The sequence below is a fragment of the Acinetobacter sp. AOR01_HL genome, from assembly GCF_027855455.1.
Classification (GTDB): domain Bacteria; phylum Pseudomonadota; class Gammaproteobacteria; order Pseudomonadales; family Moraxellaceae; genus Acinetobacter; species Acinetobacter baumannii.
Genome location: NZ_JAKTIM010000050.1, coordinates 26710 through 44682 on the forward strand (window position 1 = coordinate 26710; position 17973 = coordinate 44682).

Sequence of the window (17973 nt, forward strand, 5' to 3'; positions counted from 1 at the left end):
ATTTGGAGTACGTAATTTGTACTCCATGCAAAAAATTTGGCAGGCTTAAATTGTCAAAACTTCTGTCTCATAATCTTGTTCGAAAGTGTCATGAATGTGCCAATAAGTTTTAAATATGTTCTGGCACCAAGAAGCTAAAGAATAGCTGGGGCATTGAATAACAGTTATTACTAAGGATTACGAATCGGAGATAATGGCATTATGGAAAAGATTTGGTTTGCAGAATACCAAAAGACAGGGATTCCAGAAACAGTAGCATTGCCTGCAGAAAATACCTCACTTGTTGATATTTTTGAGCGTAATTTCCAAAAATTTGGTTCTCGTGATGCCTTTATCTTTATGGATAAAGCCATGTCATTTAACGAGTTGGAGCTTGCAAGCCGTAAGTTCGCGACCTATTTGCAAAATTTGGGGTTAGCAAAAGGTACGCGTGTGGCAGTAATGATGCCAAACGTGCTGCAGTATCCTGTAGTGGCATTGGCAGTCTTACGTGCAGGCTTGGTTTTAGTGAATGTTAACCCACTATATACTGCGCGTGAACTTGAGCATCAGTTGAATGACTCAGGTGCAGAAGTGCTCGTTATTATCGAGAACTTTGCAAGTGTTTACCAAAGCATTTTGGGTAAAACTCCAGTGAAGCATGTAGTTGTTGCTTCTGTCGGAGATATGCTAGGTACACTGAAAGGTACTTTGGTGAACTTTGTTTTACGTAAAGTCCGTAAACAAATTCCAGCTTGGAATATTCCTGGGCATGTTAAATTTAACAGTGCATTAAATAAAGAAAATCCAAGCAATTATAAACGTCCGACTTTAACTTTAAGTGATACTGCCGTGCTTCAATATACCGGTGGTACAACGGGTGTTTCAAAAGGTGCTGAGCTGACTCACCGCAATTTGGTTGCCAACCTTTTACAGTGTGATGGTATTTTCCAAAGCAAATTCGGTGCAAATGATGGTGCTAAAGGTGATCGTATTGTTTGTGCATTACCGCTTTACCATATTTTTGCGTTCATGGTTTGTGCGATGTACGGTATGTACAAAGGACAGGCAAATATCTTAATTCCGAACCCGCGTGACTTACCGGCTGTGATTAAGGAATTACGTAAATATCAACCTTCTTTCTTCCCTGCAGTAAATACATTATTTAATGCCTTGGTGAATAATGAAGAGTTCAAGCAACTTGACCATAGCAACTTAAAAATGGCGATGGGCGGTGGTATGGCAGTTCTGCCATCTACAGCAGAAGCTTGGAAGAAAATTACTGGTACAACCATTATTGAAGGTTATGGCTTATCAGAAACTTCACCAGTTGCAACTGCGAATCCACCTGCATCTACTGAATTTAGTGGCACCATTGGTATTCCATTACCGTTAACTGAGGTTGCAATTTTAGATGATGACGGAAAAGAAGTACCTTTGGGTGAACAAGGGGAAATCTCAATTCGTGGTCCTCAAGTAATGAAAGGCTATTGGAATCGTCCAGATGAGACTGCTAAAGTCATGACAGCAGATGGTTTCTTCCGTACCGGTGATATTGGTGTAATGGACAGCCGTGGATACGTCAAAATTGTAGACCGTAAAAAAGATATGATTTTGGTTTCTGGCTTTAACGTTTACCCAAGTGAAATTGAAGAAGTGATTGCTAAACATCCAAAAGTATTAGAAGTTGCTGCAATTGGTGTTCCAGATGAAAAATCAGGTGAAGTGCCAAAACTCTTTATTGTGAAGAAAGATCCAAGCTTAACCACAGAAGAGGTTTTGAACTTTGCTAAAGAAAACTTAACAGGCTATAAACGCCCTCGTTATGTTGAGTTTATGGATGAATTACCAAAATCAAATGTAGGCAAAATTTTACGTAAAGATTTACGTAAGCCTGCGTAATGATGAATAAAAAAGCGCCGTAAGGCGCTTTTTTTATTTTAATGGTTTTTCATAAACCAACGATCTACATAAGGGCGACCAATTCCGACCATACCGACAAAAACTAACATGGTACCGAGTTGTAGACGTAAGTGAGTTACATCAAGTTGACCATAACTGAGGTAATTATCTACAAGACAATATATGGTAATCACAATGAGCCAGTGCCACAAAGGAAGTCTTTTGACACCCACAGCAATAAAGGTCACTGTTAAGATCACGAAGGTACCCAGTGTAGATTGCCAATTAAAATTCGCACAAATTACACTCAATAAAAAAGCGACGATCGGTAATACAATTTTGAATATACGATCTACCTGAAGCTGGTTCTTCTTTTGCTTTTCTAAGACCTCGAACAATTCTTTTTGATCAGGTTGTTGCATACATAGCCCTATAAATCAGTGATGACATGCGGTTGCATAAAATTTCAGGTAAAAACGATGAGTTATGATAGCATGATCAACAGTATTTTCAGTGATGGATGGCACTATGCACGGCATCAGCAGCATTATCTATATTATTTTAGTGGCATGTTTGCTGCCATACGCATTTACCGTAATTGCAAAATTTACCGGTGGTTTTCAGCCCGTCGATAATCAGAACCCAAGAGACTTTCTTGCTAATACAAAGGGTATCGCTGCTCGGGCAAATGCAGTACAACAAAACAGTTTTGAAAGTTTACCTTTATTTTTAACAGCTATTTTGATGGCTGAATATATGGTGGTTCCTGAATACTTTATTTTAAGATTGGGCTGGGCCTATATTATTTTACGCGTGATTTATGGCATTTGTTACTTAAGTAATTGGGCTACTTTACGCTCTATCGTCTGGTTTTTATCATTGTTATGCCCAATATTCTTGTTGATCGTGACAATTAAGTTGACTTGAGTGTCATTCTGTCACCATTCATATCAACTTTCGCGTGTGCGCATTGTATAATCGGCATCATTTTGATGATATCCACGTTATAATCGAGTGGATTTTACATCTGACTTCATAACGAAAGAGTATTGATATGAGTTACAGCAATATCCCAGCAGGTAAAGATGCACCAAATGACATCTATGTCATCATTGAAATTCCTGCAAATGCAGCGCCAATTAAATATGAAATTGACAAAGATTCTGATGCATTGTTTGTAGACCGTTTCATGGGTACAGCAATGTTCTATCCAGCAAACTACGGTTATGTACCAAATACTTTGTCTGAAGATGGTGACCCATTAGACGTACTTGTTGTAACTCCACATCCTGTTGCTGCCGGTTCTGTAATCCGTTGCCGCCCAGTTGGTAAATTAAACATGGAAGATGACGGTGGTATCGACGCGAAATTAATCGCTGTTCCACACGAAAAATTATCTCCGCTTTACAAAGACGTTCAGGAATATACAGATCTTCCTCCATTGTTGATTAGCCAAGTTGAGCATTTCTTCAGCCACTATAAAGATTTAGAACCAGGCAAATGGGTGAAAATCAGCGGTTGGGAAGGTGCTGACGTTGCTAAAGCGGAAGTATTGAAAGCAATCGAAGCTGCTAAAAAATAAGCTCTAATTTTTAAGCCTAGAGTGTCGCAATTGATATTCTGGGCTTAATAAAAAACCTACCTGTGTGACCAGAGGTAGGTTTTTTTATGCTTGATAGATTTGTGAATTAGAATAATTTCACAGGAATATCTAAGAAAATACGCCACTCATTGGTATCACCGATGTAAGCGCCTTGGTAAGCATCACTTGCACGGTAGTAAGAGTTACGAATACGAAGGCTTGCATCTTTAGCAAAACCACTTTGAACTGTGTATTTCACTTGGTTAAAGAATTCGCGTTCTTGAGCATCATCAGTTACATTTCTAACCTTGATGTCCCAACCATATACAAATGCAGTGGTCCAGTTTAAACCAGGTAATACGCCTAACTTGCCAAAATCAACATTGTATTGAATTTGAGCAGATTTCTCGTGGTTACCGATGAAATCAGACATATAAGAGTTTGGCAAATAAATACTTTGGAAACCATCAGCATTTTGGCCATAGTCGTAACCAACATTACCAGTGTTTTGTTGATATGCTAACATCACACTATGTGGACCAGTCGCATAAGTTCCTGAAATAGCCCAAATATTATTGGTCTTTTCTTCGCCAGCTATACCATCCGCAGCATAATTTGGTGCTACAGTTCCAGTTGCTGAATAAGTGTGTGCATTTGCATCAAACTTAGTATGGTATCCACTAAAATCATAAGTTAATGAACTGTCATTTGCTAAAGGTTGTTTAAAGTTAACATTAGCATAATGGCGTTCAAGAGCATTTTTGCTGTCTAAGCCATAATAAGATGCATTTAAGTTATCATTAAACTTATATTTAGCACCCCAAACAATTGCACGGTCAAGACCTCTGCCAGAAGCATCCGCATCGGTATTGATTTGGTCAGACATTTGGTCTTTAGTAAATTTACCAGCAACAACCTCAAGGTTCTTGATTTCATGGCTAGTTAATAAAGTACCTGTGAAGTATTCAGGAACCATACGTCCTGTATTACTTGCAAGGACTGGTAAGTCGAGTACTTGAGTACCGTAACGTACTGTTGTATTCGAGAAACGTGCCTTAACGCTGCCACCACCACGAGCCCAGTGGTCGTAAGCTGAACCATCGTTGTGTTTTGGAATCATTTGGTTTCCAGCGTTTTTGTTTTCGCCAATTTTAAATGATCCGTCACCAACAACGCCTACACCGAAACCGACGATACCAGGGGTAAAGCCAGATTCGATACTTACAATTGCTGATTGAGCAACTGAGCTGGTATCTTTCGCGCCCTGTTTTTTGTCACGAGTTAGATAACCTGTACGGAAGAGAATAGAACCGTTCGCATCTTCAACAAATCCTTTTGCCTCACTTTGCTCGCTTGCCTGAGCTGAGGAAATTATTGCCGCAGAAATGAGAACTGCTAATGTAAGTTTTTGTGCTTTTAGCATATTTAAAGAACCTCATAAAAACGATAAATCCTGTGCCTTGTTATTGTTCAGGGCCTAGGATTTCCATCAATTGTATAAGTAATCTATAAAAAAGATATATTTTTGTTCATTTTATTTTATATATGCTATGCAGGATTTGATTAATGTGGTAGGGAAGTTTAACTGAATTTATTTTTAAATTTTTATAGTTAATTTATTGTTTAAAATGAAAAAAGTAATTTATTTTTTAGTTGAATTTTACCATTTTTTCTTAGGTGAAAATTTTAAAAATACTTGATTTTTGTGTTCAATTTTTACTCTTTTTTGTTTGATATGTTTACTTTTCAATCTCTTCTTAAGCAATTTTCTTGAGCAATTTTTAGTAATCTCACTCTATATTGTTATTTTATAACATTTTTATATCAAAAAATTGTTTAAAACAGAAACGAAAGCAACGCCAGAAAACCCCTAGACTCTATCGATCAAATTTAGTGCGATAATTTGCATGAAATTTGTGCAATTTATTTTTCATTTATATTTTCGTGCGGAAAAAGCCCAAAATGGTTCATAAATAAAAATAAGGGTTAAATAAAGAGGCTCTGTACTAATAAATTTATGGAGTTTTTATCTCTTTATATAGAAATGAAATAGAGACTTTACGCCCTACCATTCAATACTACCGATCTCGGCTTGTTTATTTCCGATAAGGTGTTTTCTCATGTTTTCTTTATATTTTACGCAAACAAAATGTTCATACTTTATTGTTATATATAAAAATAATTATTTAGAAGATTTTTATTTTTCGCGTTGTATAAGTTTTTTAGTCTCTAAATTAATGAAGTGTAGCGATACCAAATATGAACTTGGCACAGCAATTGCTAAAGCTTAAGTAACAAAATTTGTTTAAGTCATATAAATCGTGCGTTCATTGTGGGGGAGATCAAAATGATGAAGTTTGCACTTAAAGCAGTAACATTCGGCGTACTCACGGCAGGTTCAACCATGGTTATGGCTGAAGATGCTCCATCTTTTTACGGCATCACTGCAACTGGTAGTGTGGCCGCTACTACAGATTATCGCTTCCGTGGTATTACGCAGTCTTCAAACAACCCAGCTATTCAAGGTGGCTTCACTTTCTCTCATAAGTCAGGTGCTTATGTTGCGCTTTGGGGGTCAAGCGTAGACTTTAATACACCTGGTGTTTCAACTGAAACTGATATCTCGTTAGGTTATACCAACACCTTAAAACTGTCAGATACACTTGCACCGACTTATGATGTTGGTGTGATCCGTTATGGTTACATTGGCTCTGACTCAAAATTCACTAATCCATACAATGGTGACACTGGTTTTGACTTTACCGAGTTTTACGGAAAATTAACGTTTGCAGATTCTTTATTTAAAGGTGATGCCCTTAGTGTCGGCGTGAATTATTCTAATGATTACTGGGGCCACTCTGACGAGTTCTGGTATTTTAACGTGGGTTATTCGGCACCAATTGCTGACACCGGATTTACTGGACTTGCTTCAGTTGGTTATAACAAGCTTAAAAACAAAGATTCTTTACTTGTAGTTGCAGGTGGACCAGGTGAAGATGATAGCTATATTGATTATAAAGTCGGCGTAAACTATAACATCTTGGGTATTGTTGCTGAGCTAGATGTTGTCGGTACAGATATTAGTACTTCTGGCATGACTGATGCTCAGAAAAAACCTTATGACACAGGTTTAGTGTTTAGTTTAACTAAAACATTCTAAGTTGGGGTTTTAAAAAAGCGGGTCAATAAACCCGCTTTTTTATTAGTTTTCTATTTCAGAAAGTAGTTGTTTTAACTGGTTAAGCTCAATATCCGTGGCTTTGGTCAACGGCTTGCGTGGTGTACCCGCAGCGACACCTTTTAGTTGTAATCCTGCTTTAATCGTTTTAGGCAGACCACCATTTACAATAAAGCGTAATAGAGGAAGCTGCTGATAAAATGACTTCTGGGCTTGTTCCAATTCACCATTTTTTACATATTCAATAAGCTGTTGAGGTCGTTGACCTAACAGATTGGGTGCTGCTGTACACCAACCGCTTGCTCCTGCGCATAAAGCTTCTAAAGCTAGAGGGTTACAGCCGTTATAAAACGGAAGTTCACCTTTTGATAGCTCATAAATTTTATGCATGCGCTGAATATCGCCGCTGCTTTCTTTTACCATCATAATATTTGCAATGTTGTTAAACATGCGCACGATTAATTCAGGAGACATATCAACCCCACTGGTTGCAGGGTTGTTGTACACCATAATAGGTAAAGACGTTGCTTGAGCAATTGCTTGGTAATATTCAAAAATCTCTTGGTCTGTTAGCTTCCAATAAGATACAGGAATCACCATAAGTGCATCTGCACCATAGCTTTGCGCGATTTGAGCTTTTTTGATGGCTTGATTAGTCGTGAGTTCTGAAATTCCAATAATGACAGGCACGCGCTTATTAATGCTTTCAATTGAAGTTTTCGCGACTAAGCACCATTCATCCCATTCAAGATAAGCGCTTTCACCTGTACTGCCTAAAGGTGCAATCGCGTCGCAGCCATTTTCAATAAGCAAATCCAGCATTTGTTTTAGAACAGGAAGATTGATGTTATTGTCATCAGAAAAGGGAGTAACAGGGTAGCCAATAATGCCGTTTAATTTCATGGTCGAGGTCTCTTTTTAAATACAGTCAGAATGTTTTTTCAAAGCTTTACGTGCGTAGTAAGCAAAGTTCACTTTGTTGCGTTTATCAGTAGACACCCAATCATGGGCTTCTGCTGCCAAAGCGTGGGGGATAGGCTGGATTTGTCCAGCAGACATGGCTAAAAGTTGCAGTTGAGCTGCGCGTTCAATTAAAAGAGCCAAGTTACAGGCTTCTTCGATAGTTTTTCCTGTGACCAGTTGACCGTGGTGAGACAACAAAACAGCGCGGTTTTTACCCAGAGCAGAAGAAATCAAAATACCTTCTTCGTTGCCTACAGGAACACCCGGCCAATGGCCTACAAATGAGCAATCTTCGTAAAGTGCGCAGACGTCCATTTGGGAAATCATAAGTGGAATCTGTAGCATCGACAGGGCCGCTACATAGGTAGGATGCGTATGGATAATACAGTTCACCTCTGGGTGTTCTTTATAAATCCATGTGTGGAAACGGTTGGCTGGGTTTGCCATGCCTTCTTGATTGATGGGTTCTAAGTCCTGATTCACCTCAAGCAAGTTTGAAGCAGTAATTTCATCAAAACCTAAACCGAAACGTTGAGTAATAAAGGTTTCTTTATTTTCACTACGGCATGTAATTTGACCCGCTAAACCAGCGTCATGCCCATGATCAAATAAAATACGGCAAGTCAGTGCAAGCTTTTGATGGTCTGTTAAATCTAAGTCGCTCATCCACTTTTGCATGTCTTGCTGTGCGTGTTGCATCAAGTCGTGTTTGTTTACAGAAGCAGTCTTCATCTCTTCTCCAGTCCAGTTGACCAAATTAAGTAGGTGAAGGCAGAATAAAAAACAACTGGATGGATCAATACATCCAGTTTTTATAAGTTATATGGTCCAGATGGGGCGAATATGCTAAGACCTTGGCAAATACATTTCCGCATTGATGAAAGAGAAGAAAAAACGGTTTTTCTAAAACTGACCAACTTGATTAGTCAGGAAATTTTGAGTGGCCGTTTAGTACAGGGCACTATGCTGCTGGGGTCTCGCAGCCTGTCAAAAGAATTAGGAATTAATCGAAAAACGGTACAAGCAGCTTATGAAGAATTGGAGGCACAAGGTTGGCTTGTGACTCGGCCTCGAAAAGGCACATTTGTGGCAGATGTTTTACCGGAAAAAAAGCCTCAAATAGAGCCAAGAGCTGATCGAAAAGTTAGTGATAAACCAATAATTCAACAAGTTGCTCAGCGGCCCCATAACGATGGTGTACCAGATCCGAGGCTTATTCCATATGAATTGTTTTCGAGGGCCTATCGGCACGCACTCATTAAAATTACTCAAAACCAGTATATGGGATATGGTGACCCACGCGGTATGGCTGAACTAAGGCAGGCTTTAAAACAAATGTTGTCGATGGAACATTTCATGAATGTTGCGGAAGATGAGATTTGTATTGTACGTGGTAGCCAGATGGGAATTTTTCTTGCCTCTCGAGCATTACCCAATCGGCAGGGCGTTATTGTCGTTGAAGAGCTGTATTACCCATCTGCTGTTAAAGCGTTCCAATCAAATGGCTTTCAAGTGGTTTCTGTCAAATTAGATGAACAAGGTATTGTCATTGAAGAACTCGAACGGATTTTAAAAGAACACTCGGTTGCAGCAATTTATACAACCCCACATCATCAGTACCCTACAACCGTTACCATGACAATGAGCCGCCGTCTTCAACTCTTAGAACTTTCAAAAAAATGGGGGTTTTACATTATTGAAGATGACTATGACCACGAATTTCACTATGACAGCCGGCCTATGCCACCCTTAGCAAGTTTGCCTCATTCTGAGTTGGTTATTCATGTAGGTTCATTGTCTAAAGTTTTTGCACCTGGTATTCGGTTAGGTTACATCGTGGCAGCTCCAACTATCATTCAAACCATTACTGAAGATATTTTATTGATTGATCGGCAGGGCAATAATATTACGGAACTCGCTTTAGCAGATTTAATGCAAAGAGGGGAAATCAAGCGACATATTCGTAAAATGAAAAAGATTTATCAGTTACGTCGAGACCATGCGTTAGCTGAGTTTCAAAGAGTTTTTGCTGAAAGTATTGAGATACAACCGCCTGCGGGTGGAATGGCTTTGTGGGTAAAGTTTCAGAAATCATTTAATCAAGATCAGCTCATAAAGCTAAAAGAACTCAACATTGATACAGAGCAGAAGTTTAAACAGAAAGAATGTGCTAATCATTGTATTCGCTTTGGTTTTGCAGCTTTATCAGAGAAAGAAATCACCTCTCTAATTGAGACCTTAAATGAAGCTCTTTAATAAAAGAACAGCGGACTCATAATCCGCTGTTTAATTTTAAGAATGATTACCTCGATAAGAGAGTGCTTCTGTAAGATGAGGACTTTGAATGACCTCACTTTGAGCCAAATCGGCAATAGTACGAGCAACCCGTAAAACGCGATGATAAGCACGAGCAGATAAATTTAAACGTTGCTGAGCCATTTCAATCATTCGCTGTGACGTGTCATCCAGAATAGCGAACTGCTCTAATTGTTTTGGTGAGAGCGCCTGATTCAAACAACCCTGTCTTTGCATTTGTTGTTCATAAGCATAAATCACACGTTGTCGCACAGTTGTAGAATCTTCTGCAGGCGTTGGGTCTTGCAGTTCTTGAGCTTTTAATGGCGGTACATCAATATGTAAATCGATGCGGTCAAGTAACGGTCCCGATATGCGGTTTTGATAGCGCTTAATGCTTTCTGGAGAACACTGACAACGGCTATCTTGATTAAATGCATACCCACATGGACAAGGATTCATTGCTGCAATGAGCTGAAAGTTCGCAGGATAAGTAATTTGCCGAGCCGCACGTGAAATAATGATTTCTTTTGACTCAAGCGGTTGGCGTAAGACTTCTAGAACCTTTCTGTCAAACTCGGGAAGTTCATCTAAAAATAGAACACCTAAATGAGATAAAGTAATTTCACCCGGTTTAGGGTGTGAACCGCTGTCATTTACAGCAATAGAATAGAGTGGCATTATAGATAATCAATAGGTTGTCACTCTAATTTCACACAATTAAATTAGATTATTTACATAAATAGATAAGAGTGACTTGCAAAATTACATTAATAGGCACGAGTGCCTGAATGGTGACTTTTTTATGAAAAAATTGAGTGACGAATACTTACCTGTTAGAAAAGCTCAAACTGTTTATGGGAGTATTTCGGGAAATTATGCCTTTAGAGGTGAGAAAACCATTTGGTTTGAATCGACCCTTGAGCGTGATTTCATACTTAAGCAAGAATTTAATAACAATGTGATTGATGTTATCGGTCAACCTGTAGTTATCCCCTACATCACTGAATTGGGTAACCAATCAACCTACACTCCTGACTTTTTAGTGCAGTTTTCAAGCTCGAATTGTGATGATTTTGAGGATTTTCCTGTACCAATGCTCATCGAAATTAAGCCTAAGAAAAAGCTTGTTGAGGACTGGGATAAGTTAAAACCAAAATTCAGAGCAGCCCATCGTTTTGCTGCTGATAAAGGATGGAAGTTCAAAATTATCAGTGAAACAAGATTATATGATCAGTATTGGGAAAATATTAATTTCTTAAAAAAATTTAGACGCTCTCATGTAGGTGCCGTTGATCAACAACTATTACTCGATACCCTACAAAAGTTAGGTCAATCAACAATTAATCAATTACCTGCCCATATTTTTAAAGATAAAACCAATGTTTTAAAAGGAATTCACCAAGTTTGGGCATTAGTGGCAAAGCGCATGATTGCTTGTGACTTGTATTGCCCTTTAACGGCTGAAACAGTGATATGGGTGAACCAAAATGATGCATTTGCGAGGAATATCTAAATGATTGAATCTAATGCTGTCAATATCGATCGTAGTCGTATCATTCTAAAACCCAATGTGGTTGTCGGTTATGAGGGGCAACCCTATAAAATTGTGAATGTTTTAAATGCCAATGACATTGTTATATCAAGTCTTGATTCGGTACGTAGTCTACAGGTCAATGCTAGAAGTTTGACCATTTTTAATGGGGAAAATACGCTAACTGAGCGTTTGAATAAGGGTGATCAGGATATTAGTAATGAAGCTTGGCAGATTGCTTTACAACGTTATGAGATTATTAAGCCTTTGATTGAGTATTCAACGACTGAACTGGTCGAAAATAGGGCGAATGAATATGATGTGAATCGCTCAACATTGTGGAAATGGCTTAAAGATTATCGGGAAAATAATTCTCTAATGGCATTGATTCCCAAAAAACGAGGTTGGACAACTGAAAAATCAAGGTTGTCACCTCAAGTGAGCAATATCATTAAACAAGCTATCAATGATGAATATTTGAATGCGAAGAAACCCAGTATTTCCAAAACGATTGAAATTGTAAAAGCAGAGTGTTCTCGGCTTCAGCTTGAAGCACCGCATGAAAACTCTATTCGTAGAAGAATCGAGGCTTTAAATGCTTACCAAGTAACGAAAGCACGTCTTGGATCTAAAGCTGCAATAGATAAATTTAAGGCTGCTGCTGGTTCATTTCCAAATGCTGATTACCCTTTGGCATATGTGCAGATTGATCATACACCTCTAGATATTGAAATCGTGGATGACGAGTTTAGAGAAGCGATTGGAAAACCTCATTTAACCTTGGCAATCGATGTTTTCAGTCGGATGATCGTAGGGTATTACCTATCACTAGAAGCGCCAAGTACGACTTCAGTGGCGATGTGTATCGCATCTTGTATTTTGTCAAAAAAACGTAAGTTGATCGAACTCGATATTGATGCTGAATGGCAGGTCGAAGGGATTATGGACTCGGTGCATACAGATAATGGCCCCGATTTTAGAACCAATCACATCAGTAAAGCTTGTCTAAAGTATGGGATTCATTGGGAATACCGACCAATTGGTGGGGCAAGATTTGGCGGTCATATCGAGCGTATGCTTGGTATCGTCAATCTTGAAATGCATGTCTTGGATGGTACAACTTTTTCAAATGTACAGCAGCGTGGGACTTATGATTCCGCTAAACAAGCCTGTATGACATTAAAAGAGCTTGAATACTATATCGTGTATTGGATTACTAAAGTTTATCACCAGAAGAAACATTCCGCTTTAGGAACATCCCCAATCGTTAAATGGGAAGAAGGTGTTTGGGGGACGAAGACGACAGCAGGTACAGGTTTGAAAGAACGTGTATCAGATGAAGATACCTTGTTTATTGATTTTCTACCTGAATTTGAAGCGACTATTCAGCGTACAGGGGTGCAAAAAGATAACTTATTCTATTTTGCCGACTGTTTAAGACAATGGGTTAATTCTATTGATCCAGAGGACAATAATCGAAAGCGCAAAAGAAAATTCTTGTTTAAACGTGATCCGAGGGATATTTCACAGATTTGGTTTTATGAGCCATATTCTAATACCTATTTTAAAGTACCTACCGCAAAGCGAGAGATACCACCGATTAGCTTATTTGAATATAAGCAGGTTCAGAACTATCTCAAAAGTGAACGTCAGGATGTTCAGAATCAGGATGAGATTTACAAGGCGATTTTGCATCTACGTGATCAACTTAATCAGGCTAGAAGCTTGACTCGAAAGCAACGTCGCTCAAACCAAAGAAAAAAGGAAAATGCAAAAGCCATTACTCAGCTTTCCGAACAGAATCAGTCTAAAAAGGCTGTAGTTTCTGAAAGTCTTCAGACAAGTGATGATTTGTGGAGTACTCCTTTAACTGCATTTGACGATTTAAGGTGATGCAATGGAAAAATATGAACATCTTGCAGAGCATGTACTTGAAATCATGCAATTAAGCGATAGTGAACGGATTGAGACATTATTTACTGATAGATGGATTGGCTATAAGAAAGCCATTACCATCATGAACACATTGACCGATATTTTGAATCGCCCTAGGAAATTAAGACCTGAATGCTTGTTGATTGTTGGTGACTCCAATATGGGCAAAACAACTATCATTCATGAGTTTGCTAGACAGTATTATACAAAAACCGTAAGTGATGCTGACATGGATTTATTGTCCGTAACTAAGCCAGTTTTACCGATACTTGCTCCAGCAAAAGCCAATGTTAAAGAACTCTATATTAATATTTTAAATCACTTCTTTGTGCCATTTCGGGCAAGTGATCCTGAAGCCAAATTACGAAATCAAGCCGTACACTTGATGCGTAAGTATGAAACAAAAATGTTGATTATCGATGAAATTCATAATTGTCTGACAGGTTCAGCCAAATTGCTTCCCGAAGTCATGAATACGCTCAAGAACCTCAGCAATGAATTGAGTCTGAATATCGTAGGTGTTGGTACTCGTGAGGCAATCACCATACTGCATACTGATCCGCAATATGCCAGTCGCTTTGATGTGGTGAATTTACCTAAATGGGAACTCAATCAAGATTTTTTAAGATTATTAGTCAGCTATGTTCGACTATTGCCGTTAAAAAAACAGTCTAATCTTGCATCCAAAGAGATTGCTACGTTGATTTTTGAAGTGTCAGGTGGAAATTTAGGGGATTTAAATCGATTACTGGTGGAGTGTGCCAAAGAAGCCATTTTACAAGGTGATGAAGAAATTACCTATGACATCGTACATAAGTTTAAATGGCTTAAACCTACGGAGGGTTTAAGAAATATTAGAAATATAAATCTCAGCCTGAGTTAATTTTGCGAAATCATTATAGGGAGGTAGAGATGAGTCAACCTGAACAATGTTGGTATATCAGAACTCCCATTCAGCAAGGGGAAATATTTTCATCTTGGTTGATCCGTTCAGCCTTAGATGTAGGTTGCTCACCTATGGTTCTCATTGAGGCTTTATGGGGGAAATGGAGAGCTTTAACGATTGATTTAGACAAAGGAGTAGATGCCGAAAGATTCGATGCTCTGTTATCTCATAGTATGGAGTCAAAACAGAAGATACAGCAATCGATGTTGAGTAGCGTCGTTTCTCAGATACAGCCAAATTATGATTCAAATCAAAATATCCCTTGGGTTTTATCCTTGGGCACACGAAACCGCTCAAATACATCAGGTCGGCAAGTATGTGTTGAATGCCTGAAGAGTCATGAAAATCCGCCTTATTTGCGCTTAATGTGGCGTATTGGGTGGCATTGTAGTTGTGTTGAGCATCAGTTAAGTTTAATTGACCATTGCCCTGAATGTGGTGTGACGATCCAACCATTTAAAGCCGATATGGAACATGGTTGTTTAGCGATCTGTACGACATGTGGCTTTGATTTAAGGCGTTGTGAGGAAAGCAAAAACATCAATTTAAATGCTTTAAACTTCCAAAATAAAGCAGAGCAAGTCTTAAAACAAAAAATTGGTTTTTATAATCAATCCCCAGTGACTACTCAAGTATGGTTTGAAATTGCTCGTTCATGGCTCAGTGAGATTAGATTTTTGGTCAATACGCCCAATAAAAATGTGATTCAATTATTTGAAAGTTTTGACGTAAATTTACATCTTTCACATCCAGTTACCCCATTAGCATTTGAATATCTGAGTACTCAGGAACGAATAGATTTGCTTTCAATGTTGGATCAGATTATGGATATTCCATGTGACTTATTGGTACAACGATCAAAGGAATATGGAGTAAGTCGTGCAAATTTTTGGGACAAGCGCAAGAAGTTGCCTGTTCAGCTTCAACAGATGAAAGATTTAATGATTAAGCCTACAAGACGTTATCCTGTCTCTCGTGCAGCAATAACTGTTACTAAGCCAAAATCTAAAGCGACTGTACAACGTCAATGGTTAAATTTATTAAGAAGAAGCAATAATAGTGGAGCGATGCATATTGACTGAAAATGTTATTGAACATGACTGTCATGGATGCAACCAGTCTGTTTCTTTTATAAAAAAACGATATAAAGGCAAGAAATATTGTTCGACTTGTTATGCCCGTATCTTTAAAAAGCGATTATGCCCAAGTTGTGGTGACTTTGCCCGACTCCCTAGAGATGATGAACAAGCCATTTGCAATGAATGTATAAAGAAACAACCCTGTATTCGATGTAATCAGACAAATAAACCAATAGGTAAGCTGACCGAATATGGTGTGGTGTGTAATAGTTGTTCCGTGTATTTTAGACCCATTGAGCCTTGTGAACGATGTGGTACGCCATCACAAAAATTGACCCGAATTTCACGATTTAATGATGATCTACGGGTATGTCCAAAATGTGCGACACGAGATTATGAGACATGCCCATCATGCCAGAAACATCGCTTATTGGAGTCTGATGTATCAGGACAAAGAACGTGTAAAAAATGTAGAGATAAGCCTCAGAAATCCTGTAAAGCATGTCATTGTATGATTGCAGCAGGTTGTGCTGATTTATGCGATGATTGTTATTGGCATCAAAATTTATGGAATAAATTTGATCAAAATCAGAAAGTATTTGAGTCTAGTGACTTAAAACAGCAGTATGAAAACTATATAGGCTGGTTAGAAAAGAAAGTTGGATCACATAAAGCTGCATTATATATAAATAAACATACCCATTTCTTTATTAAAACCGAAATAGATTGGAATCAATCTGTGCCTACTCCAAAGCAGTTATTAGTAAGGTTACGAAGTAGTGGGCTTAGAAAATTTGAATTGGTGATGCAATGGCTTGAAGAGGTGCATGACATTCGAATAGATATGGATAACAAAAAAAGTTGTTCAGAACGAGATCAGATGGAAAAGCTTGTGCAACGTATTTTGCAACCATCTTTGGCTTATGATGTTGTACTGGAATACAAAAATAAATTAGAAGAAAAAATCAAACGAGGTGAGACTTCAATACGTTCAGCGAGGTTGGCTGTAAAGCCTGCTGTGGCGTTGATGCTGTCAATGGAGGGAGAAAGTGCTCAATTACCAAATTTGGAGCATGTCAAAGCGTATCTTGCTGAATATTCTGGTCAAGCTGCTGCGCTCACTGGATTCATTAACTTTTTAAATGAGAATTACGGTGCTTCCATTGATTATTTAAAATTAAAAAAATCTGATTTTTTAAAGACTAAACAAAAGAAAAAACTAGAAATGGAACTTATTGCACTTACCCAAACTGATTTAAATGACAGTGAACTTATCTTAAGTTGGGTCAGAAATGGGCTTAGGTATTTTCATCAACTTCCTTACATAGATGCTCTAAAGATTAAAACGGAAATGATTACTGAGATTGAGGATGGTTTTACTGTTGTGCTTAATGGGCAATATTATTGGTTGCCAAAAACACAATAAGTTGAAGCACTTAAAATAATGATCAGCGAGTTAGCTGATCATTATTATTGAGATTTCAGCAGATTATTTTAGTAATTGTCACACCGATCATTAATGAAATATTAAAAGACGCGCTGAAAATTCTGAGATAGTAGTATGTGAGACCTTTATAGAGTAGATTTCCATGTGTTAATTAAGTTATCACCACCACCTAAAAAGTCACCTAATGAAGCTTTAAATGCTGTGTTTACACAATAAAGTTTTAAACTCATAAAGATGAAAATCAATAACTTATAACAAAAACAATTGAATAGATTTACATTATAGTTCTAAACTCAATCAAACATAAGTTTAGAACTATATGCAATTTTTGACATAATAGATTTAAACTCAGACTAATAATTAGCCCAAATATCATTAATCATGTATTGGTTTGAAGTTTCAAATAAAACACAAACCAATAGCTTATGTTTTGAAATCTTTTTAGCGTCTGAAATCGCTTTTTGTGGTTCATCATATATCATCGCTAATTCAGGTGTCCGAGCATAAGCAACTGAAAAAGAAATATTATTGTCATTAATTGCAGCTACAAATTCATCTTTTTCAGGTAGATGGATAACATAACCTTTTACTGTACTTTCTTTTGGTAAGCCTAGTTCAGCTAGAACTTCTGCTACACTTCTTTCAGTTCCATAAAAATCATCTTTTTGTTCTTGAGCTTGCTTTACTCTTTGCTCAAGTGTACCCCTTTGTTTAGCTTGTCCCATTTATTCAACCTTTTGGTTTACAAATATATTGTTTAAGTTTAGAACATTAATGTCTAGTTTACGACCTGATTGTCAAACTACAAATGCATAACGTAGAACAATCACATTAAGGCAATCGCCTATCAATTGAGTAGGCATATCGGATATATCATCTAAATTGATAGATGTTCTTAAATGACAATCACACAAAAAAAGTTTAATAGTTTCAGAATGTTCATTATTTGCTATAACCATCTCTGTTAATTTTAAAAGAGAATCTACGCCTTTTCGATAAGCTTGTTCATGAGATACACCAAAGTATGAGGATATTTTTAACAGCACATTTTCGGAACAAGAAACATTTAGAGTTGGGCTTATTAACATCGTATTCATATTTATGATTCCTTTTATAACTTATTAAAAATAAAG

16 protein-coding genes and 2 pseudogenes are annotated in these 17973 nt (G+C 37.7%); 11 read left to right on the plus strand and 7 right to left on the minus strand.

What is annotated here, in order from left to right:
• The first annotated feature begins 201 nt into the window (after positions 1 to 201).
• Positions 202 to 1881: a long-chain-fatty-acid--CoA ligase gene (locus tag MKL62_RS15015; RefSeq protein ID WP_000411991.1), complete on the plus strand. Its 1680-nt coding sequence runs from the start codon at positions 202 to 204 to the stop codon at positions 1879 to 1881.
• Between the two features lie 38 nt (positions 1882 to 1919).
• Here MKL62_RS15015 and MKL62_RS15020 read toward each other — a convergent pair whose 3' ends face one another.
• A complete protein-coding gene (locus MKL62_RS15020) occupies positions 1920 to 2303 on the minus strand; it encodes a hypothetical protein (protein WP_001187001.1) in 384 nt (127 codons plus the stop codon).
• Between the two features lie 106 nt (positions 2304 to 2409).
• Between MKL62_RS15020 and MKL62_RS15025 the strand changes: the two genes are divergently transcribed.
• Together MKL62_RS15025 and ppa are read left to right on the plus strand one after the other, a co-directional pair.
• A complete protein-coding gene (locus tag MKL62_RS15025) occupies positions 2410 to 2808 on the plus strand; it encodes an MAPEG family protein (RefSeq protein ID WP_000546045.1) in 399 nt (132 codons plus the stop codon).
• 127 nt (positions 2809 to 2935) lie between these two features.
• Entirely contained in the window at positions 2936 to 3463 is a 528-nt protein-coding gene (gene ppa / locus MKL62_RS15030) for an inorganic diphosphatase (protein WP_000122443.1), read from the plus strand.
• A gap of 106 nt (positions 3464 to 3569) precedes the next feature.
• Here the strand turns inward: ppa and MKL62_RS15035 are convergent, their stop codons facing one another.
• Positions 3570 to 4886 carry an OprD family outer membrane porin gene (locus tag MKL62_RS15035; RefSeq protein ID WP_000910009.1) on the minus strand — a complete coding sequence of 439 codons (1317 nt, stop codon included), beginning with the start codon at positions 4884 to 4886 and terminating at the stop codon, positions 3570 to 3572.
• A 697-nt stretch (positions 4887 to 5583) separates the two neighbouring features.
• Here MKL62_RS15035 and MKL62_RS15040 point away from each other — a divergent pair.
• On the plus strand, positions 5584 to 5754 hold the full coding sequence (locus MKL62_RS15040; protein ID WP_000492276.1) for a hypothetical protein: 171 nt from the start codon (positions 5584 to 5586) through the stop codon (positions 5752 to 5754).
• A gap of 56 nt (positions 5755 to 5810) precedes the next feature.
• Complete coding sequence (locus MKL62_RS15045; RefSeq protein WP_000975212.1) at positions 5811 to 6623, plus strand: TorF family putative porin; 813 nt, start codon at positions 5811 to 5813, stop codon at positions 6621 to 6623.
• A gap of 42 nt (positions 6624 to 6665) precedes the next feature.
• Here MKL62_RS15045 and MKL62_RS15050 read toward each other — a convergent pair whose 3' ends face one another.
• Both MKL62_RS15050 and MKL62_RS15055 read right to left on the minus strand, forming a co-directional pair.
• A complete protein-coding gene (locus MKL62_RS15050) occupies positions 6666 to 7544 on the minus strand; it encodes a dihydrodipicolinate synthase family protein (protein WP_005129893.1) in 879 nt (292 codons plus the stop codon).
• 15 nt (positions 7545 to 7559) lie between these two features.
• Positions 7560 to 8336 (minus strand): aldolase, encoded by a 777-nt coding sequence (locus tag MKL62_RS15055; RefSeq protein WP_005129892.1) that lies wholly within the window; start codon positions 8334 to 8336, stop codon positions 7560 to 7562.
• Between the two features lie 111 nt (positions 8337 to 8447).
• Between MKL62_RS15055 and pdxR the strand changes: the two are divergent.
• A pseudogene (pdxR, locus tag MKL62_RS15060) lies at positions 8448 to 9882 on the plus strand (MocR-like pyridoxine biosynthesis transcription factor PdxR).
• A 14-nt stretch (positions 9883 to 9896) separates the two neighbouring features.
• Here the strand turns inward: pdxR and MKL62_RS15065 are convergent.
• Positions 9897 to 10556: pseudogene (locus tag MKL62_RS15065) on the minus strand (ATP-binding protein); the annotation flags it as partial.
• A gap of 148 nt (positions 10557 to 10704) precedes the next feature.
• Between MKL62_RS15065 and MKL62_RS15070 the strand changes: the two are divergent.
• The 5 genes from MKL62_RS15070 to MKL62_RS15090 are packed head-to-tail and all read left to right on the plus strand — an operon-like array spanning position 10705 to position 16819.
• Positions 10705 to 11415: a heteromeric transposase endonuclease subunit TnsA gene (locus tag MKL62_RS15070; protein ID WP_000736399.1), complete on the plus strand. Its 711-nt coding sequence runs from the start codon at positions 10705 to 10707 to the stop codon at positions 11413 to 11415.
• Positions 11416 to 13326 carry a TnsB C-terminal domain-containing protein gene (locus MKL62_RS15075; RefSeq protein ID WP_270899791.1) on the plus strand — a complete coding sequence of 637 codons (1911 nt, stop codon included), beginning with the start codon at positions 11416 to 11418 and terminating at the stop codon, positions 13324 to 13326.
• 4 nt (positions 13327 to 13330) lie between these two features.
• Positions 13331 to 14251 (plus strand): TniB family NTP-binding protein, encoded by a 921-nt coding sequence (locus tag MKL62_RS15080; protein ID WP_000417085.1) that lies wholly within the window; start codon positions 13331 to 13333, stop codon positions 14249 to 14251.
• A gap of 29 nt (positions 14252 to 14280) precedes the next feature.
• Entirely contained in the window at positions 14281 to 15396 is a 1116-nt protein-coding gene (locus MKL62_RS15085; protein WP_016803672.1) for a TniQ family protein, read from the plus strand.
• Positions 15389 to 16819 (plus strand): hypothetical protein, encoded by a 1431-nt coding sequence (locus tag MKL62_RS15090; protein ID WP_002017214.1) that lies wholly within the window; start codon positions 15389 to 15391, stop codon positions 16817 to 16819. The genes MKL62_RS15085 and MKL62_RS15090 overlap by 8 nt, the downstream gene beginning before the upstream one ends.
• 374 nt (positions 16820 to 17193) lie before the next feature.
• Here MKL62_RS15090 and MKL62_RS15095 read toward each other — a convergent pair whose 3' ends face one another.
• Both MKL62_RS15095 and MKL62_RS15100 read right to left on the minus strand, forming a co-directional pair.
• The gene (locus MKL62_RS15095) at positions 17194 to 17565 is read right to left on the minus strand and encodes a hypothetical protein (protein WP_000529372.1); all 372 of its coding nucleotides are present in this window, start codon (positions 17563 to 17565) and stop codon (positions 17194 to 17196) included.
• Between the two features lie 72 nt (positions 17566 to 17637).
• Entirely contained in the window at positions 17638 to 17937 is a 300-nt protein-coding gene (locus MKL62_RS15100) for a hypothetical protein (protein WP_001095007.1), read from the minus strand.
• Positions 17938 to 17973: the final 36 nt, after the last annotated feature.

What these genes read in the sequence shown, in the direction of transcription:
- MKL62_RS15015 (WP_000411991.1), top strand. Translation starts at nt 202, where the DNA reads ATGGAAAAGATTTGGTTTGCAGAATACCAAAAGACAGGGATTCCAGAA.
- MKL62_RS15020 (WP_001187001.1), bottom strand. Translation starts at nt 2,303, where the DNA reads ATGCAACAACCTGATCAAAAAGAATTGTTCGAGGTCTTAGAAAAGCAA.
- MKL62_RS15025 (WP_000546045.1), top strand. Translation starts at nt 2,410, where the DNA reads ATGCACGGCATCAGCAGCATTATCTATATTATTTTAGTGGCATGTTTG.
- ppa (WP_000122443.1), top strand. Translation starts at nt 2,936, where the DNA reads ATGAGTTACAGCAATATCCCAGCAGGTAAAGATGCACCAAATGACATC.
- MKL62_RS15035 (WP_000910009.1), bottom strand. Translation starts at nt 4,886, where the DNA reads ATGCTAAAAGCACAAAAACTTACATTAGCAGTTCTCATTTCTGCGGCA.
- MKL62_RS15040 (WP_000492276.1), top strand. Translation starts at nt 5,584, where the DNA reads ATGTTTTCTTTATATTTTACGCAAACAAAATGTTCATACTTTATTGTT.
- MKL62_RS15045 (WP_000975212.1), top strand. Translation starts at nt 5,811, where the DNA reads ATGATGAAGTTTGCACTTAAAGCAGTAACATTCGGCGTACTCACGGCA.
- MKL62_RS15050 (WP_005129893.1), bottom strand. Translation starts at nt 7,544, where the DNA reads ATGAAATTAAACGGCATTATTGGCTACCCTGTTACTCCCTTTTCTGAT.
- MKL62_RS15055 (WP_005129892.1), bottom strand. Translation starts at nt 8,336, where the DNA reads ATGAAGACTGCTTCTGTAAACAAACACGACTTGATGCAACACGCACAG.
- MKL62_RS15070 (WP_000736399.1), top strand. Translation starts at nt 10,705, where the DNA reads ATGAAAAAATTGAGTGACGAATACTTACCTGTTAGAAAAGCTCAAACT.
- MKL62_RS15075 (WP_270899791.1), top strand. Translation starts at nt 11,416, where the DNA reads ATGATTGAATCTAATGCTGTCAATATCGATCGTAGTCGTATCATTCTA.
- MKL62_RS15080 (WP_000417085.1), top strand. Translation starts at nt 13,331, where the DNA reads ATGGAAAAATATGAACATCTTGCAGAGCATGTACTTGAAATCATGCAA.
- MKL62_RS15085 (WP_016803672.1), top strand. Translation starts at nt 14,281, where the DNA reads ATGAGTCAACCTGAACAATGTTGGTATATCAGAACTCCCATTCAGCAA.
- MKL62_RS15095 (WP_000529372.1), bottom strand. Translation starts at nt 17,565, where the DNA reads ATGGGACAAGCTAAACAAAGGGGTACACTTGAGCAAAGAGTAAAGCAA.
- MKL62_RS15100 (WP_001095007.1), bottom strand. Translation starts at nt 17,937, where the DNA reads ATGAATACGATGTTAATAAGCCCAACTCTAAATGTTTCTTGTTCCGAA.